This is a genomic window from Arthrobacter sp. RCC_34 (assembly GCF_041360795.1).
Taxonomy (GTDB): Bacteria; Actinomycetota; Actinomycetes; order Actinomycetales; family Micrococcaceae; genus Arthrobacter_E.
Map to the genome: position 1 here is coordinate 162,746 of NZ_JBFUPW010000001.1, position 23,634 is coordinate 186,379.

Annotated in this window: 22 protein-coding genes and 1 pseudogene; 16 read left to right on the forward strand and 7 right to left on the reverse strand. The window is 69.5% G+C overall.

Going from position 1 to position 23,634, the window contains the following annotated elements; genetic code table 11:
* Positions 1-123: 123 nt before the first annotated feature.
* Both AB6732_RS00735 and AB6732_RS00740 read left to right on the forward strand, forming a co-directional pair.
* Positions 124-411, forward strand: a complete 288-nt coding sequence (locus tag AB6732_RS00735; protein ID WP_370957604.1) for a hypothetical protein — start codon at positions 124-126, stop codon at positions 409-411.
* A 120-nt stretch (positions 412-531) separates the two neighbouring features.
* On the forward strand, positions 532-1,029 hold the full coding sequence (locus AB6732_RS00740; protein ID WP_370957605.1) for a tetratricopeptide repeat protein: 498 nt from the start codon (positions 532-534) through the stop codon (positions 1,027-1,029).
* 113 nt (positions 1,030-1,142) lie between these two features.
* Here AB6732_RS00740 and AB6732_RS00745 read toward each other — a convergent pair whose 3' ends face one another.
* Complete coding sequence (locus AB6732_RS00745; protein ID WP_370957606.1) at positions 1,143-2,873, reverse strand: amidase; 1,731 nt, start codon at positions 2,871-2,873, stop codon at positions 1,143-1,145.
* 78 nt (positions 2,874-2,951) lie between these two features.
* Between AB6732_RS00745 and AB6732_RS00750 the strand changes: the two genes are divergently transcribed.
* Positions 2,952-3,578 (forward strand): TetR family transcriptional regulator C-terminal domain-containing protein, encoded by a 627-nt coding sequence (locus AB6732_RS00750; RefSeq protein WP_370957607.1) that lies wholly within the window; start codon positions 2,952-2,954, stop codon positions 3,576-3,578.
* 40 nt (positions 3,579-3,618) lie between these two features.
* Here AB6732_RS00750 and AB6732_RS00755 read toward each other — a convergent pair whose 3' ends face one another.
* Entirely contained in the window at positions 3,619-4,530 is a 912-nt protein-coding gene (locus tag AB6732_RS00755) for a phosphatase PAP2 family protein (protein ID WP_370957608.1), read from the reverse strand.
* Positions 4,531-4,743: 213 nt separating this feature from the next.
* Between AB6732_RS00755 and AB6732_RS00760 the strand changes: the two genes are divergently transcribed.
* From AB6732_RS00760 to AB6732_RS00775, 4 genes are all read left to right on the forward strand, one after another.
* The gene (locus AB6732_RS00760; protein ID WP_370957610.1) at positions 4,744-6,159 is read left to right on the forward strand and encodes an extracellular solute-binding protein; all 1,416 of its coding nucleotides are present in this window, start codon (positions 4,744-4,746) and stop codon (positions 6,157-6,159) included.
* Positions 6,159-7,031, forward strand: a complete 873-nt coding sequence (locus tag AB6732_RS00765; protein ID WP_370957611.1) for a carbohydrate ABC transporter permease — start codon at positions 6,159-6,161, stop codon at positions 7,029-7,031. Before AB6732_RS00760 ends, AB6732_RS00765 begins: the two co-directional genes overlap by 1 nt.
* 8 nt (positions 7,032-7,039) lie before the next feature.
* Positions 7,040-7,927 carry a carbohydrate ABC transporter permease gene (locus AB6732_RS00770; protein ID WP_307497955.1) on the forward strand — a complete coding sequence of 296 codons (888 nt, stop codon included), beginning with the start codon at positions 7,040-7,042 and terminating at the stop codon, positions 7,925-7,927.
* A gap of 111 nt (positions 7,928-8,038) precedes the next feature.
* Complete coding sequence (locus tag AB6732_RS00775; protein ID WP_370957612.1) at positions 8,039-9,412, forward strand: glycoside hydrolase family 32 protein; 1,374 nt, start codon at positions 8,039-8,041, stop codon at positions 9,410-9,412.
* A 116-nt stretch (positions 9,413-9,528) separates the two neighbouring features.
* On the opposite strand, the gene AB6732_RS00780 is transcribed toward AB6732_RS00775, so the two are convergent.
* On the reverse strand, positions 9,529-10,599 hold the full coding sequence (locus AB6732_RS00780) for a LacI family DNA-binding transcriptional regulator (protein ID WP_370957613.1): 1,071 nt from the start codon (positions 10,597-10,599) through the stop codon (positions 9,529-9,531).
* A gap of 127 nt (positions 10,600-10,726) precedes the next feature.
* Between AB6732_RS00780 and AB6732_RS00785 the strand changes: the two genes are divergently transcribed.
* Both AB6732_RS00785 and AB6732_RS00790 read left to right on the forward strand, forming a co-directional pair.
* Positions 10,727-11,743: an o-succinylbenzoate synthase gene (locus AB6732_RS00785; protein WP_370957614.1), complete on the forward strand. Its 1,017-nt coding sequence runs from the start codon at positions 10,727-10,729 to the stop codon at positions 11,741-11,743.
* 165 nt (positions 11,744-11,908) lie between these two features.
* Positions 11,909-13,942 carry a PhoX family phosphatase gene (locus AB6732_RS00790; protein WP_370959573.1) on the forward strand — a complete coding sequence of 678 codons (2,034 nt, stop codon included), beginning with the start codon at positions 11,909-11,911 and terminating at the stop codon, positions 13,940-13,942.
* Positions 13,943-14,027: 85 nt separating this feature from the next.
* Here the strand turns inward: AB6732_RS00790 and AB6732_RS00795 are convergent, their stop codons facing one another.
* Positions 14,028-15,266: a benzoate/H(+) symporter BenE family transporter gene (locus tag AB6732_RS00795; protein WP_370957615.1), complete on the reverse strand. Its 1,239-nt coding sequence runs from the start codon at positions 15,264-15,266 to the stop codon at positions 14,028-14,030.
* A 22-nt stretch (positions 15,267-15,288) separates the two neighbouring features.
* On the opposite strand from AB6732_RS00795, the gene AB6732_RS00800 reads away from it, so the two are divergent.
* From AB6732_RS00800 to AB6732_RS00810, 3 genes are all read left to right on the forward strand, one after another.
* A complete protein-coding gene (locus tag AB6732_RS00800) occupies positions 15,289-15,807 on the forward strand; it encodes a helix-turn-helix domain-containing protein (protein WP_370957616.1) in 519 nt (172 codons plus the stop codon).
* A 163-nt stretch (positions 15,808-15,970) separates the two neighbouring features.
* On the forward strand, positions 15,971-17,728 hold the full coding sequence (locus tag AB6732_RS00805) for a C39 family peptidase (RefSeq protein ID WP_370957617.1): 1,758 nt from the start codon (positions 15,971-15,973) through the stop codon (positions 17,726-17,728).
* A 75-nt stretch (positions 17,729-17,803) separates the two neighbouring features.
* Entirely contained in the window at positions 17,804-18,253 is a 450-nt protein-coding gene (locus AB6732_RS00810) for a hypothetical protein (RefSeq protein ID WP_370957618.1), read from the forward strand.
* Positions 18,254-18,296: 43 nt separating this feature from the next.
* Here AB6732_RS00810 and AB6732_RS00815 read toward each other — a convergent pair whose 3' ends face one another.
* The 3 genes and pseudogenes from AB6732_RS00815 to AB6732_RS00825 all read right to left on the reverse strand — a co-directional run.
* Positions 18,297-18,740 carry a hypothetical protein gene (locus tag AB6732_RS00815; protein ID WP_370957619.1) on the reverse strand — a complete coding sequence of 148 codons (444 nt, stop codon included), beginning with the start codon at positions 18,738-18,740 and terminating at the stop codon, positions 18,297-18,299.
* Positions 18,741-18,845: 105 nt separating this feature from the next.
* Entirely contained in the window at positions 18,846-19,517 is a 672-nt protein-coding gene (locus AB6732_RS00820) for a hypothetical protein (protein WP_370959623.1), read from the reverse strand.
* Between the two features lie 18 nt (positions 19,518-19,535).
* Positions 19,536-19,718, reverse strand: a pseudogene (locus AB6732_RS00825) (LysR family transcriptional regulator); the annotation flags it as partial.
* A gap of 72 nt (positions 19,719-19,790) precedes the next feature.
* Between AB6732_RS00825 and AB6732_RS00830 the strand changes: the two are divergent.
* From AB6732_RS00830 to AB6732_RS00845, 4 genes are read left to right on the forward strand one after another with little or no spacing between them, the layout of a single operon-like run.
* A complete protein-coding gene (locus tag AB6732_RS00830) occupies positions 19,791-21,134 on the forward strand; it encodes an MFS transporter (protein ID WP_370957620.1) in 1,344 nt (447 codons plus the stop codon).
* Positions 21,131-22,138, forward strand: a complete 1,008-nt coding sequence (locus tag AB6732_RS00835) for a zinc-binding alcohol dehydrogenase (protein WP_370957621.1) — start codon at positions 21,131-21,133, stop codon at positions 22,136-22,138. Before AB6732_RS00830 ends, AB6732_RS00835 begins: the two co-directional genes overlap by 4 nt.
* Before the next feature lie 3 nt (positions 22,139-22,141).
* On the forward strand, positions 22,142-22,534 hold the full coding sequence (locus tag AB6732_RS00840) for a 6-pyruvoyl tetrahydropterin synthase family protein (protein WP_370957622.1): 393 nt from the start codon (positions 22,142-22,144) through the stop codon (positions 22,532-22,534).
* Positions 22,531-23,526 (forward strand): glycosyltransferase family 4 protein, encoded by a 996-nt coding sequence (locus tag AB6732_RS00845; protein WP_370957623.1) that lies wholly within the window; start codon positions 22,531-22,533, stop codon positions 23,524-23,526. Before AB6732_RS00840 ends, AB6732_RS00845 begins: the two co-directional genes overlap by 4 nt.
* Positions 23,527-23,634 lie beyond the last annotated feature (108 nt).

A 23,634-nucleotide genomic window follows, 5' to 3' on the forward strand; every position in this document is an offset into this window, starting at 1 on the left:
GCCACCGTCGTTCGCTTCTGGATAGCCTGAAAGCTCGACGATCGAGCATTTATGGCTGTCGAGGGAAGTGGGTGGCCGCACTGTTCGGCATCTCTCTCAGGACGGCTCTGGAAAGGGGACAGGATGAACGACGCCAGGAATGAAGAACGCAATTCAGGGAAGCCCGTCGAGCGGCAGGAAGCTGACGACGCGGTGGCCGAGGACGAGGTGACGCCGTCGTCGCAGGGACTCGGCGCCGTCCTGGGCGATGCCGAGCGGACGCCCAACCCGGGCCCCGTCAAGGAACCCAGTCCAGCCGACAAGGCCGCGATCGAGCAGGTCTCCGAGGAGTACGAAGTCGTGCGCACCGAGGACGGCGAAGACTATCTTCAGCCGCGTGAGAGCAGCGACGGCGGCGACCACCAGAACTGAGCGGTGGTTCCGACCACCACTCCGCCCCCCATGAAGGCCGCCCGGGACTGCCCGGGCGGCCTTCGTGCTGTCCGGACGGGGCTCGCCTGTCGTGGTGGCCGGGCGTGCCAGAATGCCTGGATGGACGAAACATGGGACGGGCGGATCGCCGCCTTCTGGGCCGATGCCGGCAGCCGCGATCCGAAAACCCTCCTCGCCGCGATGACGGAACTCGTCCGGGAACAGCCAGAGGGCGACCCGGCCGCGTTGTACGAACTCGCCTCGGTCCACGACTTCCTCGGTCACGAAAGCCAGGCGATTCCGCTGTATCAGGCGGCGCTCGACGGCAGCCTCGACGGTGAACGCAAGCCGCAGGCGGTCATCCAGCTGGCCAGTTCCCTGCGGAATGTCGGGCGCGCGCCGGAAGCTGTGAGCCTCCTGGAGGACTTTCCGGAGGACCCGACGACGGGCTCGGCGTCGCGGGCCTTCCTCGCCTTGGCGTTGTTCGACGCCGGCCGCTCCCGGGAGGCCCTGCAGGTCGCCCTGGCAGCGCTCGCACCGACGCTCCCGCTGTACTCGGGCACGGTCGCGGCCTACGCCGACGAGCTGGAGGAGCCCGGAACCCAGGGGCGTCAGTGAGCTGAGTTCGTGGTTTCCGGGTGAGTTCGTGGACTGTGCCCGCGAACTCACCCGTAACCCACGAACTCGCGTCGCTGCACCGGCGGACCGCTGCTGGGACGCCGGGCCCGAGCTCAGCCCAGGCGCGGGGTCCGCGGGGGCTCGGTGCGGCGCTCGCCGGTGGCCTCGAACGCGGCGGCGTAGCCCAGGAGTTCGTTGTCCGAGTAGGCCTTGCCCCAGAAGCTCAGCCCGACCGGCATGCCGATGTCCGCCATGGTGCCCATAGGGACCGTGACCGTGGGGATGCCGAGGTGCCGCGGGACCAGGTTGCCGTTGGACACCCACACCCCGTTGCGCCACCCGAGATCCGCGGACTCCTCCCGCACGTCCATGTCGGCCGGTCCCACATCGGCCGCGGCCGGCAGGATCACGGCGTCCAGACCGAGCCCGTCCATCCACTCCTCGAGGTCCACGCGCCGGGTCTTCTCCAGGCCCAGCAGGCCGGGCTCCAGGGTGTACAGTTCGCGCGGATGGGTGATCGGCCGGTCGGCGACGACCACGGGGTACTCCGCGATGTCGTCGTCGAAGCCCGTGTAGCGATCCGGGAGCGCGCCCTCCGGGTGCGGGAAGATCGAGGCGCCGTCCACCTGGGTCAGGCTGTTGAGCGCCGGGTCGCCGTTGGCGGCGAGGAAGTCGTCCCAGCTCCAGGCGGAGAGATCGATGATCTCCTCCTGCAGGTACTCCGGGGAGACGAAACCGCGGGTCGTGATGCTCGGTGCGCCCGGGCGGTCGGACTCGTAGTTCGACACCACGGGGAAGTCGACCTCGACGACCTCGGCGCCCGCGGCTTCCAGATCCCGGCGGGCCGCCTCCCACAGGGCGATCACCGAAGCCCGCGTGTCGATCCGCTGCCCCGTGGGACCGCCGATGCCCCGGGCCGACGGCGGCTCGCCCTCCGCGAGGGTGCCGGCGTCGTCGTCCTTGTTGATGTACATCGTCGGGACGCCGAAGCGCTTGCCGCGCAGCAGGGCGGCGCGCTCGCCGCGATCCGCCGGGACGAGCCCAGGGTAGGACGCCGGTCGGACCTCCGACGAGGCGGGGATGTCCACGAATTCCTGGACGCGCCAGAAGTCGCCGCGGGTCTCGGCGTCATCGGCGACGATCACGTCCAGGACCTCCAGCAGGTCGTCCATGCTGCGGGTATGCGGCACCACGACGTCCATGGTGGGGACGAGCGGCCAGTTGCCACGCACGGAGATGACGCCGCGGGAGGGCGTGTAAGCGCACAGCGCGTTGTTCGACGCCGGCGCGCGGCCGCTGGACCACGTCTCCTCGCCGAGGCCGAAGGCGGCGAAGCTGGCGGCGGTCGCGGTTCCGGAGCCGTTGGAGGAACCCGAGCCGAAGGCCGCGGTGAGGAAGTCGCCGTTGTAGGGGCTCTCGGCGCGGCCGTAGACGCCGCGCTGCATCCCGCCGTTGGCCATCGGCGGCATGTTCGTCAGGCCCACCAGGACGGCGCCGGCGCCGCGTAGCCGCTCGATGGTGAAGGCGTCCTTCTGGGCCACCAGCTCCTGGAAGGCGGGGGAACCGGCCGCGGCGGTGAGGCCTTTCGCCAGGTACGAGTCCTTGGCGGTGTACGGGATGCCGTCCAGAGGGCCGAGGGCGTCACCCGCGGCTCGGCGGGCGTCCGAGGCCTCGGCGTCCGCGCGGGCGGCGGGGTTCATGACCACCAGGGCGTTGAGCTCGCCGTCGTAGGCCTCGATGCGGGCGAGGTAGGCGTCCAGAAGCTCGACGGCGGTGGTCTCGCCGGAGTCGAGGACGGCGCGCAGCTGCGCGATGGAGGCTTCGACGACGTCGATGCGGGCCATGGTGTCTCCCTTGAGGGGCGGATGGAAACTGTTGATCGAGTGATCAATTAGCTCCACGGTAGCTAGACTGAGGCCACCATGTCAACGAAAAACTCCCCGGAGCCATCCGCTCGTCCGGCGCCCCGCGTGCGGAAGAGCCCTGCCGAGCGGCACGCCGAGATCCAGGACGCGGCCGCCGTCGTCGCGCTGGAGGAGGGGCTCGCGGCCATCACGCTGCGCCGCGTGGCCCGGCAGCTCGGGGTGGCGTCGGGACTCGTGGCGCACTACGAGCCGAGGGTTGAGGACTTCGTGGCGGCCACCTTCGCGCGGATCGCCGCCGCCGACCGGGCGGAGGTCGAGCAGGCGATGGCCGGGCTCGACGATGCCGCGCTTCGACTCCGCGCGGTGCTCGCCAGTTCGCTGGACTCGGAGCGCCTGCCCGTCACCGCCGTCTGGGTCGAGGCCTGGGGGCTGGGCCGCCGGAACGAAGCCCTCGCCGCGGCCGTCCGCGAGGAGATGGACGCCTGGCAAGAGTTGCTGCGGAACGTCATCCGGGACGGGATCCGCGCAGGCGTGTACTCGGCGCCGGACCCGGCCGCGGTGGCCTGGCAGGTGCTCGGCATGATCGACGGGCTCAACGCGCAGGCCCTGGTGCGCTGGGAGGGCGTCCCGGACCGTCGCGAACACTTCCTCTCGGCGGTGGAGCACCTGCTCGGCGCGACCTGACGCGCAGGCGACCTGACGCGCAGGCGGCCCGGCGCGGCAGTCAGCGTCGCGGGCGGCTCAGCAGCAGGATGCCCGCCCAGGACACCATGTATGCGACGGCGGAACTGGCGGCGACGCCGGACCAGAAGCCGCGTGTGTCCACCCCGTCGCTGCCGGTCATGCTGAGGGATCCGAGGGGGAGTTGCGGGAAGACGAAGGCCGCGACTGCACTCAGCGCCGCGATCACGAGGGTGACCGTGGACCAGAAGCGCCGGTTGGACAGCACCTTGGCGGCTCCTCCGCCGGCCGGCTCCGGGTGCCGGCTCTCGTGCACCAGGACGGGGATGGCGGTCAGGGCGGAGACGGTGCCCACCACGAGGAGCGCCGCCGCCACATCGGCGGGGCGGTGCCAGAGGTTGACCACCGTTGAGGCGCCCGAGACGAAGGCGAACGTTCCGCCGAGCGCCGCCGTGAGGGGGCGCCAACGGGGTGGCACGGCCAGGGTCACCGCTGCCGCGGCACTCGCCGCCAGGGTGGTGTGACCCGAGGGGAAGGAGTTGTTGCCCGGCGTCTCGACGCCGAGTTCCGGCCGGGTGAAGACCGTGTACTTCAGGAGCTGTGTCGCCAGATTCGCGGCGACCGCGGTGATCACCGCCCAGAGCGCCGGCGTCCACCGCTTGCCGACGAAGGCCACCACACCCACGATGATCGCCGCGAGGATGATCGACGCTGCCGGCAGATTGTCCAGGATGGCCGTGGTGACGGTGTCCAGACGCCCGCCGCCCATGCTCTTGGCCTGGGCGAGACCCACGGCGTCGAGGGTCTGGCCGTCCACGGTCCGGATGAAGAAGCGGTACATCCAGAGGATCCCGAGTGCTCCCAGGACGGCGCCGAAGGCCAGGGCGAGCGGACGCCAGGCGGAGCCTCGGCTCCGGCGGGCGCTCCGGTGCTCGAGCGTGCTGATCGGTGACATGGGTCCAGCGTGACACAGGATTCTGGAAGCCGCCGGAGTGGCGGGCGCCGGAGAAGCCCGGCGAGCCGTCCCGGCGTCGTGCTCAGCAAGAATGAAGTCCGTTTCCCCAGCTCAGCGACTTGACAAAAAGTGATCCTTGACACAAAGGGAGCGTGGAACCTAATCTACCTAACACGTGTTAGGTGCGACGTCGCACCAGGAAAGGTACAACTCATGGCAAGCAAAGTGGGAGCGGTCGGGGACATCACCCGCCGTGCCGCGCTCGGCGCCCTGGGAGTCGGAGTGGTGGGGGTGACAGCGGCGTCGTGGCCGCGTCTGACCGCAGCCGACATCCCAGGCCGGGGCGACAACAGCCTCAGCATCGTCATCCAGGGCACCAAGGCGGACGCGGCCGCCCGCGAGAAGCTCGTGGCCGACTTCAACAAGGTGCACCCCGAGATCAAGGTCAAGGTGCAGGCCATCCAGTCCGTGGACTGGAAGGACTTCTTCGTCAAGCTTCTGACCATGGTGGCCGCCGGCCAGTCGCCGGACCTGGTGTACGTGGCCACGGAAGGCACGCAGCTCTTCGCCGAGCGCCTGGCCGAACCGCTGGACCGCTTCGTCCTGCGCGATGCCTCGGTGCTCCAGGAGTACTTCGACGACGTCCACCCGAGCCTCGTGGAAGCCATGATGTACAAGGGCAGCCTGTACCAGCTTCCGCTCGACTGGAATGCCGCCAACATGTACTTCAACACCTCGGCGCTGAACAAGGCCGGACTCGAGCTTCCTCCCGAGGACTGGAGCCACCTGGACTTCCGGAACCTGCTCAGCTCCATGAAGCAGGCCAATGGCAGCGACTTCACCCCGTACTACTGGACCAACCGCCTCTTCGGTGGCGTGGTGCCGTGGCTTTACATCAACGACACGAGCTTCCTGAAGGAGACCAAGGCCAGTGGGGGACGCTGGCTCTGGGACGGCTTCTACAAGAACGACCCCAGCAGCAAGATGCGCGCGGGCGGCTCCCTCTGGGAGTCCTCGAACGCCCTCGACTCCCGCGTGGAGGAGTCCTTCGACTTCCTGCGGGGGCTGGTCAAGGACGGCCTGGGCGTCCGCCCCGAGGAGGGCGGCGGCAACTCCCTGGTGGGTCTGTTCGCCTCCGGACGCATCGGCAGCACGCCGGCGGGCGGTTACTGGGTGGAGGGCCTGCACGAGGCGGGCATGAAGGAGGACCAGTTCGACGTCTCCTTCTTCCCCAAGTGGCGCACGCAGCGGCACCAGTTCGGCACCGCCGGGTACGCCATCATGAAGACGGCCAAGGACAAGGACGCCGCCTGGGAGTTCGTGAAGTGGGCGGCCTCGAAGCCCGCCATGGAGGTGGCCTTCGCCCTGCCGACCACCACGCCCACCCGGCGCTCCATGGTCAATGAGGCGCTGTACTCGGGCAAGGGGCCGAAGCACTGGAAGGTCTTCTACGACACCCTGGACAAGTTCCCGTCCACCGGCCCCATCCCGGCGCCGCCGGAGCAGGCCGCCGTGGAGACCGCACTGATCAAGAACGTCTCGCTGGCCGTCTCCGGAGACCAGGCCCAGCTCAAGAACGCCATGAAGTCCCTTGAGCGGGATCTCGACCTGGCCCTCGGGAGGAACTGATGAAACAACAACGCTGGCTCCCGTGGGTCTTCCTGGCCCCCACCATCGCGGGCATGGGCGTCTTCACGCTCATCCCGATCGTGGCCTCGATCGTCCTGGCCTTCTTCCACTGGGACATCATCTCCGCCCCCGAGTTCGTGGGCTTCGCCAACTTCGCCGAGGTGGCCCAGAGCCCCACGGTCCAGGTGTCCTTCATCAACACGATCCTCTTCGTGGTGGTGGCCGTGGCCCTGCAGCTGGGCATCGCCCTCGGTCTGGCCGTCATGGTCACCGAGAAGCTCCCCAATTGGCTCCGCAGCTTCTTCCGCAGCGCGCTGTTCTTCCCCCTCGTCCTCTCGGCCGCCTCGGTGTCCATCTTCATGAAGTACCTCTTCAACGAGAAGTTCGGCGTGGTGAACTGGCTGCTGTCCCTGCTCAACATCCCCTCGGTGCCGTGGCTCACGAGCCCCACGGGGTCCGCGGCCGTGATCGTCCTGGTCTATGTGTGGCAGAACTTCGGCTTCTCCTTCCTGCTCTTCCTGGGCGGCCTGGCGTCGATCCCCACCGAGACCTACGAGGCGGCCTCGCTCGACGGCGCGACCGGCTGGCGCAAGCTGGTCCAGATCACCCTGCCCCTCCTGAGCCCCACCACCCTGGTGGCGTCGGTCATGGCGATCATCTCGGCCCTCCAGGTCTTCGACCAGCCCTACGTCCTCACCGGAGGCGGACCGGGTGACTCCACCCGCACCGCGGTCATGGTGATCTTCGAGACCGCGTTCCAGCGCCTCGAATTCGGCCAGGCCTCGGCACTGGGCGTCATCCTGACCATCATCATCATGCTGATCACGGCGGCGCAGTTCCGTCTCAGCAAGCGCTTCGTCTTCTACCAGTGAGGCCCGCCATGACCACCACCCAGACTCTCCGGCCCCGTGGCACCTCCACCGTGGACCCCGCACCGAAAACCCGCCGTCGCATCGACTGGAGCATGACCGGACGGATCGTCATCCTGGCGATCGCCGCCGTGTTCACCATCGGGCCCGTGCTGTGGACCCTGTCCACGTCGCTGCGCCTGCCGAGCGAATCCTTCAATCTGCCGCCGAGCTTCATCCCCTGGAACCCGGACTTCACGTCCTATGCCCAGGTGTTCAAGCAGCTCAACATGGGCCTGCTGGTCCTGAACAGCGCACTCGTCACGGGCCTGGTGGCCCTCGGCCAGATGGCCTCGGCCGCCCTGGCCGGGTACGCCTTCGCCCAGCTGGAGTTCAAGGGCAAGAGCGCCCTGTTCTCCGTCATCCTGGCCACCATGATGGTGCCGCTGCAGGTCACGATCGTCCCGGTCTTCCTCCTGATCCGCGGCATGGGCATCTCGGACACGCTGCTGGCCCTGATCATCCCGGCCATCCCGACGGCGTTCGGCACCTTCCTCATGCGCCAGTACTTCCTGGGCCTGCCGCCGGACCTCGCGGAAGCCGCCGCGATCGACGGCGCCACCCCGTGGCGGACCTTCCGTTCCGTGTACGCGCCGCTGGCCATGCCGGGCCTGGCGATCGTGGGCATCCTCGCCTTCAACTACCACTGGAACGAGTTCTTCCGTCCCCTGATCATGACCATCTCGGAGCAGAACTTCACCCTGCCCCTCGGCCTGGTCTCCCTCCAGGGCAACATGGGCACCGGCAGCATCTCCGTGGTCCTGGCGGGCGTGATCCTGTCCATGATCCCGGCGTTCGTGGTGTTCATCTTCGGTCAGCGCACCCTGCGGGCCGGCCTCACCTCCGGCATCGGCAAGTAACCACCTCCTCGAACGGCTCGGGTCCCTTCGCCGCCACGCACCCGTCGTGGCGGGGAAGGGACCCGTCCGCCTCCCCGCACCTCCCCGCACTTCCTCGAAAGGATCCCCTCCGTGACCCAGCCTCTAGCCCTCTCCTTCGCCAGGACGGCGGCGGAGCACCCGGATCCGTACTTCCCGCGTCTCCACCCGCGTCCGGCGCAGGGCTGGATCAACGACCCCAACGGCGTCAGCCACATCAACGGCCGGTACCACGTGTTCTTCCAGTACAACCCGGAGTCCGCGCGGCACCACCGCATCCAGTGGGGGCATGTGAGCAGCACAGACCTCGTGCACTGGGAGGAGCATCCCGTGGCCCTGAAGCCACAGGACGGCGGGCCGGATGAGTTCGGCTGCTGGACGGGAGTGGTCACGCTCGACGGCGGCGTCCCCACCGCGGCCTACTCGGGCGTCCGTGCCGATGGCGGAGCCTCCCAGGTGGTGATCGCGCGCGGCTCGGAGGACCTGGTGGACTGGGTTCAGACCGGGCACGTCGCGGCCTCCATGCCGGAGGACCCTCAGGTCACCGCGGTGCGGGACCCGTTCTTCCTCACGTTCGAGGGCACGCGGTACGCCATCCAGGGCGCCGGACTGGCCGACGGGCGCGCCGCGCTGCTCCTGTACCGCGTCGCCGACATCGACTCCTGGGAGTACCTGGGGATCTGGCTCACCACGGATAATCCCGTCAACGCCCCGGCGAATCTGGCCGAGATCTGGGAATGCCCCCAGCTGGTGCGCATCCCCGACGGCGAGGGCGGCACCGCCTGGCTCGCCCTGTTCTCGCTGTGGCAGAAGGACGACCTTCACGAGCACGCCCTCGGAACCGGCCACCTGGTGGGTCGTATGACCGCCGACCCGGAGACGGGTCTCCCGGTCTTCACCCCGGTCTCGGGCGGCAAGTCGGACCTCGGCCGTGACTTCTACGCCCCGCAGATCACCCAGCTCGAGGACGCCGAGGACGGGACACCGCGGGTGCTGCTCTCCGGCTGGGCCAACGAGGGCCCGGGCCGCGACGGCCGCCGGGGCCGCACCCAGGACGAGATCGACGCCGCGGGCTGGGCGGGCGTGCTCACGCACCCGAGGACACTCCGTCTGGTCGAGGGCCGGCTCGAGGTTGCCCCCGTCGCCGAGGTGGACGCCTGCCGGGCGGGCGAGCTGCCCTTCGCGGACGGTTCGGTGACGCTGCCCGCGCAGGGTGAGGCGTCCGTCGTCGCGCGGGCGGAGGCGACGGTGACGGTCCGCCTGGGGGAGACGGTGCTGCTCCGCGAGGAATTGGCCGCGGGCCAGGAGCTCCGCGTGTTCCTGGACGCTTCGCTGCTGGAGATCTACCGGAGCGGTGGCGTCGCGACCACGCTGCGCATCTACCCGCAGCCGGGCGAGGAGCTCCGCGTGACGTTCGACGGCGACGCCCTGGCGAGCGCCTGGAGGCTCGCCCTGCCGGAGGCGTGAGGCGCCGCTTATCTCGTTGAGTGCTCAGTTGTTGCGGGTGTTTCGGCCCGGAACCCGCAACAACTGAGCACTCAACGGCGTTCAGGCACGGCGTTCAGGCGCGGTGATCGGGCTGATCAGGCCGGGGCCGGGCCCAGCGATCCGCGGTCCACGAAGCGTCCCCGGATGAGCTGCTCGCCTTCGAGGACGCTGCGGTCCGGCGGGAGGTGCTTGGATGCCTTCCGGGCGACCCGCGGCACGGCCGACAGCAGCCAGGTCATCGCGGCGGCGCCGATCTCGCGCAGGGGGAGGGCCATGGTGCTCAGCGCGGGGACCATGGTGTCCGCGATGCGCTCCTCGTCGTCGTAGCCCACGATCGAGACGTCTCCTGGCACCTGGAGGCCGAGCCCCCGGGCGGCGAGCACGGCGCCGACGGCGCAGCGGTCGTTGGCGCACAGCAGCGCGGTGGGACGCTGATCCGCGGGAACGGACAACGCCGCGCCGGCCGCGGCGAACCCGTCGGTGATGTCCCAGCCGGTCGGGAGGACGGCGTCCTCCGGGAACGGCAGCCCCGCCTCCGCCATGGCCTCGCGGTACCCGGCGAGACGCCTCTGGGACGCGGGGTGCGTCACGGGACCCGTGAGGAAGGCCAGCCGCCGGTGCCCGTACGAGAGGACGTGCCGCAGGGCCTCGGCGCCGCCCCAGATCTCATCCGGCAGGACGTTGCCCACATGGCCGGGACCGCGGGAGTCGAAGCAGTTCGCGAGGATGGACGGCGCCTTCTCCATGCCGGCCGGCACCTTGAGCTCGCGCAGACCCACCGTGACGTACATGAGGGCGTCGACGTGCCGGTCCAGGAGCGTCTCGACGGCGCTGACGTCGCGCTGCTCATCCAGCTCGGTGTCCAGGCCGAGGGTCACGAAGCCCTGCGTCCGGGCCACGGCGTCCGCTCCGGCGATGATGTTGCCGTCCACCGGACCGGAGATGACACGGTCCGAGACGATCCCGATCACGCTCGTGCGCTGATTCCGCAGGCTTAGGGCGACCGCGTTGGGTTTGTAATTCAGTTCCTTGGCGGCCTGGCGGATGCGCTCCTGGCTCTCGCTGGCGATGTTGCCGTCTCCGTGGCCATTGAGCACCAGGGAGACCGCGCTGCGGGAAACCCCTGCGAGTTTCGCCACATCCTGGGCGGTCGCCTTGCGCTGCATCCAGATCCTGCCTTGATCCCGGCCCGCCGCTTCTGCGCGGGGTTCTCCCCAAGTTTAGCGATCCGTGGCCCCAGATCCCGGAGGAATCCTGCGAACCAGGGTGAAAACCGCGCGTAAAGTCGGAACCATGAGCCCCAGCACCACCTCGCCGCACGAGAGTCTTCCCACCCTGGACGAGCTGCTGAGCACGGCCCGCGTGGTCACGCTGCCCCTGCACGTGAAGTTCCGCGGCGTCACGCATCGCGAGATGGTGCTCTTCCGGGGCCCGGCCGGGTGGGCCGAGTTCGGTCCCTTCCTGGAGTACGACGACGCCGAATCCGCGCGCTGGCTGGCAGCCGGCGTGGAGGCGGGCTGGCTCGGCTTCCCGGCGCCTCTGCGCACGGAGGTCCCGGTCAACGCCACGGTGCCCGCCGTCAGCCCGGACAAAGTCCCGGCCGTCCTCGAACGGTTCGGGCCCGTCACCGCCGTCAAGGTCAAGGTCGCCGAGAAGGGCCAGGAGCCGCACGAGGACATCGACCGGGTCCGCGCCGTCCGCCGCGCCCTCGACGCCGCCGGCCTGCGGAACGCGGCCATCCGCGTGGATGCCAACGGAGGCTGGGACGTGCCGACCGCCGTCGCGCAATTGAACCGGCTGGCCGAGACCGGGCTCGAGTACGCCGAGCAGCCTGTGATGGGGATCGACGGCCTGGCCGAGGTGCGATCGCAGCTGGGCGGAGCCGTGCGGATCGCCGCGGACGAGAGTGTCCGCAAGGAGGACGACCCGCTGAAGGTCGCCCGGGCGGGGGCCGCCGATCTGCTGGTGGTGAAGGTGGCTCCGCTCGGGGGTGTCCGGAAGGCGCTGCGGATCGTGCAGGAGGCCGGGCTGCCCGCGGTGGTCAGTTCGGCGCTCGACACGTCCGTGGGCATCAGCGCCGGCGTGGCGCTCGCCGCGGCCCTGCCGGAGCTGCCGTTCGCGTGCGGGCTCGGGACGGTCAGCCTGTTCCAGGAGGACGTGGTCCGGGACGCGCTGACACCGCGGGGAGGGGTGCTGCCGGTCGGTCCGGTCGAACCCGCCCCGGACCTCCTGGACCGCCACCGGGCGTCCCCGGACCGCGAGGCGTGGTGGCTTGACCGGCTGGCACGCTGCCACGCCCTGCTGGGCTGACCCTGCTGGGCTGAGCGGCTGCGCTGACCCGCCCTCGTTCACCGGCTGTTCACGGGGTGCTGGGGCGCAGTTCAAGCCACGATGGGATTCTCCAAGGGAACACTCAGAATCCCCGGAGGTACCGTCGTGTCCGAAAACCGTACCCGCTTCCTGGAGCTCCTGCCGATGGCAGGCCACACCCGAGGTAAGCGAAGCCCCATCACCTGTGCCCTGAAGTGCGACAACGCCTGCTCGGGCGAGGTCTGCAACACCAGCCGCAATGACTACTTCCGCGACATCGCGTCCTCCGCGATGTCCCGCCGCTCCGCCCTGGGCCTGGGCGCCGCCGGTGCGCTCGCCGTCGTCTTCGGCAGTGCCGTGAACGGCGCCGCCCCCGCCGAGGCGTCCTCCACGCTGGCCCCAGCCGCGAAGGCCGGCTACGACAAGTCCCACCTGCGCTTCGGCGCCATCAAGCCGGTCGACGCCGCCGTGGACGAGTTCACCGTGCCGCGCGGCTTCACCTGGCAGCCCGTGATCCGCTGGGGCGACCCGCTGTTCAAGGACGCCCCGGCGTTCGATGTGAATGCCCAGACCGCGGCGGCCCAGGCCCGCCAGTTCGGCTACAACAACGACTACTCGGACATCATCACGGTGCCGGGCAGCAAGGGCCGCCGCGCGCTCCTGTTCGCCAACCACGAGTACACCAACGAGAACATCATGTTCTCCCCGGAGACGCCGGCCGCCGAGGCCCGCGCGATCGGCCGTGCCGCCCACGGTCTGAGCGTCGTGGAGCTGGAGCGCCGCAACTCCGCCAAGCCATGGAGCTACATCCAGGGCGCGCGCCGCAACCGCCGCTACCTGATCGACACCAAGTACGAGCTGACCGGCCCCGCCACGGGCAGCCCGCTCGTGAAGACCTCCCGCGACCCGGAAGGCCGCTGGATCGAGGGCACGCTGGGCAACTGCTCCGGCGGCACCACCCCGTGGGGCACCATCCTCTCCGGCGAGGAGAACTTCAACGGTTACTTCGTGGCCCCCGGAACCTCCGCGGAGGAGAAGCGCTACGGGCTCGGCTCCAAGCCGACGGCGCGCGGCTGGGAGCAGGACGACCCCCGCTTCGACACCCGCAACCCGGGCTTCGAGAACGAGGTCAATCGCTTCGGCTGGATCGTGGAGGTGGACCCCTTCGACCCGACGTCGACGCCGCGCAAGCACTCCGCGATGGGCCGCTTCAAGCACGAAGGCGCCAATGTGATCGTGGCCCGCTCCGGCCACGTGGTCGCCTACATGGGTGACGACGAGCGCTTCGACTACCTCTACAAGTTCGTCTCCAAGGGCAAGTACCGTGAGGGCGACCGCCGCCACAACATGACCCTGCTGACCGAGGGCGACCTGTACGTCGCGCGCTTCACGGGCGACTCCCCGGCCGCTGAGATCGACGGCACCGGCAAGCTCCCCGCCGACGGCGCGTTCGACGGCTCCGGCGAATGGCTGCCCCTGGTGGTGGACGGCCGTTCCGCCGTCCCCGGCATGAGCGTCGAAGAGGTCCTGGTCCACACCCGTCTGGCCGCCGACAAGGTCGGCCCCACCAAGATGGACCGCTGCGAGGACGTCCAGCCGAGCCTGCGCACCGGCAAGATCTACGTGGCCTGCACGAACAACTCGGACCGCGGCAAGCCCGGCAAGGAAGGCCCCACCGAGGTCAACCCGCGCAGCCTCAACCGCGACGGCCACATCGTCGAGATCACGGAACGCGGCGATCAGACCTCCACGCGCTTCGCCTGGAACCTGCTCCTGGTCTGCGGCGATCCCGCGAAGAACGGCTCCACCTACTTCTCCGGTTTCCCGAAGGACAAGGTCTCGCCGATCTCCTGCCCGGACAACGTGGCCTTCGACTCGGTGGGCGATCTCTGGATCTCGACCGACGGCGCCCCCAGCACCATCGGCTACAACGACGGTCTCTTCAAGGTCACCCTGGAAGGCCCGGAGCGTGGCAAGGTGGAGCAGTTCCTCTCCGTGCCCCGCGACGCCGAGACCTGCGGCCCCGTCATCCACGACCGCGACCGCACGGTGTTCGTCTCGGTGCAGCACCCGGGCGAGGAGGGCAGCTGGGAGGAGCCGCACTCCTACTTCCCCGACTACGTGCCCGCCGGAGTGAAGCCCAAGCGCGGCCAGGCGCGCGCGCCGCGTCCCGCCGTCGTGCAGGTGCTGCCGCGCTAGCCTTCGGACGCCGCTGAAGCACAGCTGCTGAGACGCGCCTCGGGCCCCGGAACTCACGTTCCGGGGCCGAGGCGTTGCGGTCAGCTTATTTCTCGCTGCCGGTGAGAAGAGGGGCCTCACTCGGCGCCGGGCCGGGGGACGGGCGATGGCGCTTGCGGAGGAACTGCACGAGGAGACCGGCTGCCAAGGCCCAGCACGCCGAGCTGAAGCCCCACGCCGAGAATCCCGATGCGGCGACGATGAAGGTCACGCTCGAGGAGTCCCAGTGGGCCCGGTCCGCGACCGCCCCGGCGATCGCGGACGCCAGGGTCCCGATGAGGGCCACCCCGGACAACGCTGCGAGCACTCCTGAGGGGGCGGCGAGCATGATGACGGACAGGCTCGCCGCTCCCAGTCCCAGCAGGATGTAGGTGACGCCGGCTGACACTCCGGCGATCCATCGGCGGTTCGCCGGCCCGGCTTCGGGTCCGGCGGCCAGGGCCGCGCTGATGGCCGCGAGGTTGACGGCGTGTCCGCCGAAGGGCGCCGCGATCAGGCTTCCGGCCCCGGTGGTCACGATCGCCGCGCGCCAGGGCACCTGGTAGCCGAAGCTGCCCATGATCGCGGCCCCCGGGATGTTCTGGGACGCCATCGTGATGAAGTACAGCGGCAGGGCGATCCCGGCGATCGCCTGAAGGTCGAAGACCGGCGTGACGAACTCGAGACGCGGGATGAACGCGGAGCCGCTGAGGTTCACCGCCGACCCGCTGGCACTCACCGCGACCACGGCGACGGCGACGGCGAGCGCGCCGGGCACGGCCCACCGCGGTCGCCACCAGCCGATCAGGAGCCACGCCGCGAGCACCGGAAGGATGGCGAGAGGGCTGCTTGCCAGCTCCTTGAAGGGGGCCACGCACAGTGGCAGGAGGACCCCGGCCAGGACCGCCTGGGCGATGTGGGGCGGGATTCTGCCGACCAGGGAGGCGAGCAAGGGCCACAGCCCGGTGAGAGTGAGCAGGAGTCCGCAGACCAGGAAGGCGCCCACCGCTCCCGGCCATCCCCCGGGAAGTTCGTGGACGCTCATCAGGAGCGCCGCACCTGGGGTCGACCACGCCGCCACGAGCGGGATCCTGTGGTGCCAGGAGAGCAGCAACGATGCCGCACCCACCATGAGCGTCACCATGATGAGGCCGGACGTCGCCTGCCCTGGGGTGGCGCCGACCGCTTGGAGCCCTCCGAGCACGACGGCGAACGTGGCGGCGAATCCCACGACGGCGCACACCACGCCCGCGGTCAGCGGAGTGGAAAGGCCCGACCGGGGCGTTCCATCTACAGAACGTTCCATATGTGGAACGTATCATGGTGGGATGACATCGCTCAATATCGGCCGCAACGTGCTGGCCTTGCGGGAGGCGCGGGGGATGACGCTCACCCACCTCGCCCGGGAGGCGGGAATCGGCAAGGGCACGCTGTCCGAGATCGAGTCGGGCAAGCGGAATCCCACCGTCGAGACGCTCTACTCCCTGTGCGCACCGCTCAATGTTCCACTGACCGCCCTCGTGGGGGACGCGCCCGGCGCGGTCTCCGAGGCCAGCGGCGGCATGCGCACCACGCTGTTGTCCGTCCGGCGGAATGCGGCGCAGACGGTCGAGGTGTTCATCATCGAGATCCCGCAAGGGGGAGCGCACACCTCGCCCGGACACGGGCCCGGCGTCGTCGAGCACCTGCTGGTCACCGAAGGCTCACTGCAGGTGGGGCCGCTCGGCAAGACCGTCACCGTGGAGGCGGGAAGCTCGTTCACCTGGACCAGCGATGACCGCCATCACTATGCGAGCCCGCAGAGCTCCGGGGAAGGCGTGCTCACCATCATCACGCCGAATCCATGACGCGGGTCGCCTTCCTCCTGGGGGATCCGACTCTGGGGCATGACGGCGTCTCTGGCTTTCCCCTCGGTTTTTCCCGATGATGGGTGAACAGTGCAGGGCGACGTGGGGGGGCGAAATGGTCGGCAGTCGGGTACGCGGGGATCGCGGGGCGGTCTCCGCCGTGATGAGAACCGGTTCGGTCGCGGTGTGCGCCGTTGCGCTGACACTCTCGGCGCTGGTGGCCGGACCGGCCGCTCAGGCACTGGACGAGCCGCAGCCGTCGGTGTCGCCCACCGTCGGCGTGACCCCGGCGCCATCCCCTGATCCATCCCTGGTGCCTTCCCCTGACCCGACAGCGACCTCCGAACCGGAGCCGAGGGCCATTCTTCCGGGCTCGGTGAAACTCGACGGTTCGCCCGCCACCGGACATTCGATCCACGCCGTGGTCGCGGACTGGGAACCTGATGTGGCGGTCAGTTTCCAGTGGCTGCGGAACGGCGTTCCTGTCGACGGGGCCACGTCGGCGAGCCATCTCATCACCGCCGCCGACGCCGGAGCGACACTGAGCGTGCTCGTCACCGGCGCCCGGGAGGGCTCGGAGTCCGTCCACGTGACGTCCGACCCCATCGCGGTGCCGGACCAGCTCAGCGGGAGCACTCCCACGATCGCCGGCAGCGCGGTCCAGGGCGGCACCGTGACGGCGCTCGCCGGGGCGTGGCCGACAGGCGCCTCCCTGAGCTATCAGTGGCTGCGCAACGGCACGGACATCGCCGGCGCCACCCAGCCGAAGTACGTGCTGACCTCCGCGGACGGCGGGCAGAAAGTGTCGGTGCGGGTCACCGGCACGCTGGCCGGCCACCTCGACGCGGTGAAGACCTCCGCCCAGGTTCCGGTGCTGAGGACGCTGACGACGGCGGCCCCGAAACTGTCGGGGACGGTCAAGGTCGGATCCGTGCTGACGGCTCAGCCCGGCGCCTGGGTGGCTGGGACGTCCTTCACCTACCAGTGGCTGCGCAACGGGGCCCCGATCGCCGGGGCCGTGGCGGCGGGCTACAAGCTGGGACCGGCCGACGCAGCCAGGACGATCGCCGTCCGTGTCACGGGAACGAAAGCCGGCTACGCCTCGGCGATGAGGGCGAGCGGCGCCGTGACCGTCCCGAGGGTGCTGGCGGCCGCCGTGCCGACGTACACGGGAAAGGCGCTCCTGGGGGCGGTGCTCGCCGCGAAGAACGGGGCCTGGACCGCGGGAACCGCCTTCCGCTATCAGTGGTACCGCAACGGGGCCGTCATCGCCGGCGGAACCCGATCGACCTACACTTTGGCCTCCGCAGACCTCGGCGCCCGGCTCACGCTGCGCGTCAGCGGCTCGAAAGCCGGGTACGCGCCGGAAACCCGGTTGAGTGGGAAGTCGGGCGTGATCCGCCGCCCCGCCCCGGTGCTGTGGCGTCAGAACGATCCCCGCTGGGCCAACATCCGTGTGGGCGTCGCCCTGCTGGGACCCTCCGGCTGCGTCCCGACGGCGACCGCGATGGCCTTGTGGTCCGAGGGAATCAAGACCAGCCCCTATGGTGTCGCGGTGACGATGAACCGCCTGGGCGACTACAACCGCACCGTCTCCGGGGCCGGCTCGCGCTCGATCGTCGCGGCCACCAGGTACTACGGGGTGAAAGCGACACCGATCACGAATGTCGCAGCCCTGCGCGCTTCCCTGAGGTCCGGCCACTCCGTCGTCGCGCTCATGCGTGGTCCGGGATCCATCACCTGGCCTGGAACCACCCACGCCATCACGCTCTCAGGCTTCTCGGCCAACGGTTCCACGTATGTCCGGAATCCCTACGCCGGCACGGTCAACGACTGGTATCACACTGACACCCTCTGGTTCTATCAATCCCTGGACCCGTTTGACCGCAACGCAGGCGCCGTCTTCTGGCAGATCGGGTAGGGAATTTCAGATGTGGGCGTGGACCGCGAGCGGGGCTGTCCCGGGTGGCCCGGGCGAGGGACGGTGAAGGTGATGATGTTCCAGGTCGTTCTGTGGGGATCCGGGGCTCTGCTGGTGCTGGGTCTGTGCATCCACTGGTGGCGTGTCGATGTGCGTGAGCGTCGTGACGCGGAGCGCGGGACCAGGTGGAGGAAGGCCACGGTCTGGAATGCCGACCCTTCGGCACGGGTGGTCCGTCTGTCCCGTGTGGAGTCCCGGCGAGGCTGGCTGGAAGACGGGGACACCGTCGTCGAAATCGACCTCCCCGACGGCGACACTCGTCTGACCGCCGGCTGGTACCTTTCGGTGGCGGGATGGATACCGGCCAAGAAGGCGGCGCTGGCAGGACGCCCCGTGAAGCTCGCGAGCGAAAACATCCGCGACGTGTTCCCTCCGGACACTCCGGCGCTCAACGACCGGTTGATGGGCAAGGGGGAGCGGAAGGGCAACGTCATCAGCCGGTTGCTTGGATGGCGAGGCATGTAGCTCCTTCACCCGCGCAGACTCGCTGGGCCGGCGCGACTACTCCTCAGGACGACTTGAGCTCCTTGCGGATCCGATCGATCGTGGCCGTGCTGAGGCGGGACTCCCGGGCCAGCGTGGCAGTGGTGCAGTCGTGGCCGGCCGCCACGCGCTGCGCGACCTCCTGGTCGATCTGTTCCCGGACGGCTGCCTTGTCCGCCTGGACGGACGTGATCCGCTTCGCCACGGTCAGAAGGTTTTCCAGGAGATCAAGCTTCTCCTCCGTCGTTCCTGAGCCGGATTTCGGGGCGGTGCCCAGGTCGCTGCGAAGAAACGTTCCGCTGACGCCTGCGGCGTCGCTCAGATCTCGCGGGGCGACCCCGAGTGCGTACCCGTGGTCGAAGAGCGCGCGACGCACGGTGAACAGGTCCTCGAGATCGGCGGTGATCGCGGACCATCGTGCTCCCAGTTCTTCGAGTGCGGTTGAAAGTGGCTGGCTGGTCTCGGGCATCGGGTTCGCTCCGTGTTCGGCTGGCGGGTCGTTATTCTCGAAGCTATCATTGGTTACGTAATGTCGCAACCAATGATAGAAGCACTGCCGGGCCAAGGTGGGCCGTCAACCGGAGCGCGAGGTCAGTTCGAGGCGGGATGTCAGCATCTGGGCAAGACGCAGCAAGGCTCCGTCCGGTTCCGGTCGTGTGATCATGCTGAGGCGGACGCTCCAGGTGAAGGGGAGCCTGGTGATCCTGTCACCGGGCAGGCGTTCGGCGACGGCGGAACTGCGGGGGATGATGGCAGGCTCACCTGCGAGCCGTGCCATGCGGATCGTTCCCGTCACGGTGGCCCCCAACCGCGGAGTGCCTCCGAGGGCGACAACCCGTGCCGTGAGGTCGTGATCCCGGAGGTCGTACGTCGACGTGGGCAGAGACAAGCCGGACAGGGGCAGGCGTCCAGTGGTGGGATGCGGCGCGCCGTCAGGGATGAGGACCACCATCTCATCGCGCCCGATGTCGTGGCCCGTCACGTCGGCAGGAAGGCGCCGCTGTCCGGCCACCGACACGATGGCGGCGTCGAGCATCCCTTCCGCGACCCAGTCGATGAGGGTGAGCCCGTGATCGACCGCCTGGGTGATCGTCCGTCCGTTGCGCTGTGAATCGATGAGGGGCAGGACGGTGTCGGCGAGCCCGTGAAAGCACCCGATCCTCAGGGGCGGATCGGTTGTAGCCGAGCGGATGTCGTCGACTATTCCGTCGAGATGGCCCAGGATGTGTTCGGCACGTCTGGCCATCTCGTAGCCCGCCGCTGTGGGTGCAGCGCCGCGTGGCCCTCGGGTGAACAGCAAAACCCCCATCCGCCGTTCCAGCCGGGTCAATCGCACCGAAGCCGATGCCTGGGAGATTCTCAATCTCCGGGCGGCCGCGCCTATCGATCCCACCTGGGATACCGTCCAGACCAACTCCAAGTCATCAACATCCGGTCTGAGGGTCATAGCCAAATGCTATGTCTTCGCGGACGGAATGAATGTCTACTCCCCGTTCCGATTTCCGCCGAGGATGAGTTCATGTCCTCCTCCCGACCCACGGTCACGCTCTTTTCGGCCGCCGTCATCATCGACGTGAGTTCGCGTGCCGCGTTCGTCGCCTTGCCGCTCATCGTGCTCAGTGAGACGGGCTCTGCGGCGCTCACCGGCGTCGTGAGCGGCGCCATGGCGTTGCCTCTGCTGCTGTCACCGTGGTGGGCGAGAAGGCTGCGTCACGCTGCCGCCCGGCCCGCGGTGCTCGCGGCGTTGACTCTCCTTGAGGCGGCCGGGGCGCTGCTGGTGCCGATCGCCACGATTTCCGGACATCTGACCGCTGGTGTTCTCATCGGTGCAGGCCTCGTGTCCGGTGCGGGGCGTACTCTGACGCTCCCTGGACGCCAGACGTTACTGGCTGAACTGGAACAGGAACGCACCGGATCGCCGGTCAGGATTCTCGCCTGGCAGGAGGCGGCCTCACGCGCCACGAGCATCGTCGGGCCGGCCGTGGGGGCTCTCGTCGTCGCCGCGGGGTACGGGGTCGCGTTGCTCTTCGCGGAAGCCGTGGCGATCAGCGTCGGCGCGTTGCTGACGCTGACGGTGCGCAGCGCCGGACTCTCAAATGCGGACCATCAGACCGGTTCCGCCCCGAAGCTGCGCACCCTTCTGAGACGCTTCCCGGACATCCGGGCTGGATGGGTCATCCGTGCGACGGCGGGCGCGACCTGGTTCGCCTTCTCGCTCGGCCTTGCCATCCAAGGGGAACTGCAGCACCGTCCGGGCTACTTCTACGCGATCGGGCTCAGCAGCTACGCCCTCGGCGCCGTCATCGCCACGCTCACCGTCGGACATTTCCCCTGGGTTGCTCCGAGCCTGACCTTGGCTGCGCTCGGGTGGACCGTGAACGGCGCCGCGTGGGTGCTGATGGGGATATGGCCGCAGGAATGGGGCTACGCCATCGGCGGGCTGGTCGGCGGATCGGGGGCTGCCGTGGGGTTCGCGACCATCACCCGCCTCATCGCTGAGCGCACCGAAGGACCCGACCGGGGTGCGCTTCTCAGCGGTCAGCTCGTCGTCGTGGAGAGCGGCACAGCCGTAGGAATGTTCGCCGGAGGATCACTGATCGAGCTGTGGGGCATCGGAGGCGCGTTCGTCATCACGGGAGCGGTCCTGACCGCCGTCGCACTCCTCGCGCCTTTGATGTCACGCACCCGACATCGCGACTCCACAGCGACCCGCAGGACGCAGCGCGTGCTGGAAGGTGGGTGGCGAACGGCGTCGAACCATCGACCTCACCAACGACGGGGCGTCGAGCGCGCATCCCACGGAGCGCCCACAAGGGGTCTTCCGCCGCCCCGCGGCTCCGGGCTAGATTCGAAAGCACGATGACCATCCCAGAGCACCGCCGCCAAGCCACCGCCTACTGGACCGTCCGCCCAGGTCAGGGCGAACTCCGCAGCGAGGACCTCCCCGAGCCGCAGGCCGATGAAGCCCTCGTCAGGACCCTCTACTCGGGCATCAGCCGCGGCACCGAGCTCCTCGTCCACCACGGGCAGGTCCCGGACAGTGTCGCCGATGCCATGCGTGCCCCGCACCAGGACGGCGACTTCCCCGCCCCCGTGAAATACGGCTACCTCTCCGTCGGCGTCGTCGAGCAAGGCCCCGACGACTGGACGGGCCAGACGGTCTTCTGCCTCCACCCTCACCAGGACCGTTACGTCGTCCCGCTCAGCGGGCTCACCAGGATTCCCGACGGCGTCCCGCCCCGCCGCGCGGTCCTCACCGGGATGGTGGAGACAGCGCTCAATGCCCTCTGGGAAGCCGGGCCGCGGCTGGGAGACCGGGTCGCCGTCGTCGGGGGAGGGCTGCTGGGTGGCACTCTCGCAACCCTTCTGCGGAAGTTCCCGCTGGAACGGCTGGAGCTGGTGGAGGTGGATCCGGCCAAGGAACGGATCGCCGAGGAACTGGGCATCGCGTTCGCCCACCCGGACGATGCGCGGGCGGATTGCGACCTCGTCTTCCACTGCTCCGCCACCAGCGACGGCCTGCAGCGCAGCCTTCAGCTGGCGGGCGACGAAGCGGCGGTCATCGAGCTCTCCTGGTACGGCGACACCCCGGTGCAGATCCCGCTCGGCGAGGACTTCCACGCCCGCCGCCTCTCGATCATCGCCAGTCAGGTGGGCGTGGTTTCGAAGGCACGCCGTCACCGCCGCAGTACCGCGGACCGCCTCGACACGGCGGTGAGCCTCCTGGAAGACCCCGCCTTCGACCTCTTCCTCAGCGAGGACACCAGCTTCGCCGAGCTCCCGCACACCATGGAGAACCTGGCGGACGACGGCGGCGGGAGCGCCTGTCACGTCGTCAGCTACCGCGCCCCACAACCGGAGGAATGACCCATGTTCAGTCTCACCGTCCGCCGCAGCTTCATGATCGCCCACAGCCTCCCGCGGGAATCCTTCGGACCTGCCCAGGGACTGCACGGCGCGACCTTCGTGGCCGAGGTCGGCTTCCGGCGCGCGGAACTGAACGACGACTCCGTCGTCATCGACATCGGCCTGGCGGGGGACCTGCTCCAGGAGGTCCTCGACCGACTGAACTACAAGAACCTCGATGAGCTGCCCGAATTCGCCGGCCGGCTCACCACCACCGAGTTCCTTGCCCGGCACATCGCCGAACAGCTCGCGGAGAAGCTGCCCGACGACGCCGGTCTCCACGGACTCGACGTCACCCTCCGTGAAACGCCGGACGCCTGGGCCGGCTACTCCCTCGAACTCAGCCGAGGGCGATGAGCACCCTCCGCTTCATCGTCCCGGGCAACGTCGGGCACCTCTCCGGCGGCAACCTGTACAACGCCCGGCTGGCGGAGCACCTGGAAGCACTCGGTGTCCGCACCGACGTGATGGCGCTCGACGGCGCGTGGCCGCCGGGGCGGCCCGAGGACCGGGAGTCTCTGGCCACGGCCCTGAGCGACGTGCCGCTGGTGATCGTCGACGGGCTGGTCGCGGCCGGCGCCCCGGACGAGATCGACGCCGCGGCGCGGGCCGGGTCCCGGGTGTGGGTCCTCTCGCACATGGCCTTCCCCGGGCACGCCGGGCTGGAGGGCCGTGCCCTTGCTGCGGCCACCGGCGTCATCTGCCCCAGCTCCTTCGCCGCCGCTCAGCTCCAGTCGCTGTATGGCGTGGAACGCGTTCACGTCGCCCGGCCCGGAATCCAGCCGGCCGAACCCGCAGTCGGATCGCGGCCGCCGCGGATCGTCTGCGTCGCGGCCCTGCTGCCGAATAAGAGTCAGCTCCTCCTCGTTGAGGCGCTGGCCCGGGTCGGTCACCTCCCTTGGACGGCGACCCTGATCGGTTCGCCGGATGCTGACCCGGCGTATGCCGCCCGGGTCGCGGCCGCCGTCGCGCACCACGGCCTGGAGGACCGCATCCGGCTGACCGGAGAGCTCGATGGACGGGAACTGGAGGACGCATGGCACGCCGCCGACCTCAGTGTCCTGGTCTCCGAGCGTGAGAGTTTCGGCATGGCCGTGCAGGAATCGCTGGCGCACGGGGTCCCGGCGGTCGTCCGTCGGGGAACCGGGGCGGAGGAAGCGCTCGGTGCGGGCGGTGCGGGCGCGGCGGTGGAACTCGGCGGCGCGCCCTCCCTTGCGGAGACCCTGGCGGCCTGGCTCGAGGATTCTGAGCTCGCGGCCCGGTGGCGGGAAGCGGCCTTAGCCCGGCGTGCGACGTTGCCCCGGTGGACGGAGACCGCCCGGGCGGTGCTCGCGCTCCTCCGCGGCTGAGGTTCGCCCTGCTGAGTGGCGGGCACGTCTGGAAGTTTGCATCTGATCGCACTAGTCTCGCGAAGACAAGACCCGGTGCGGAGAAACGAGAAAGCCGTGGCGCGACGA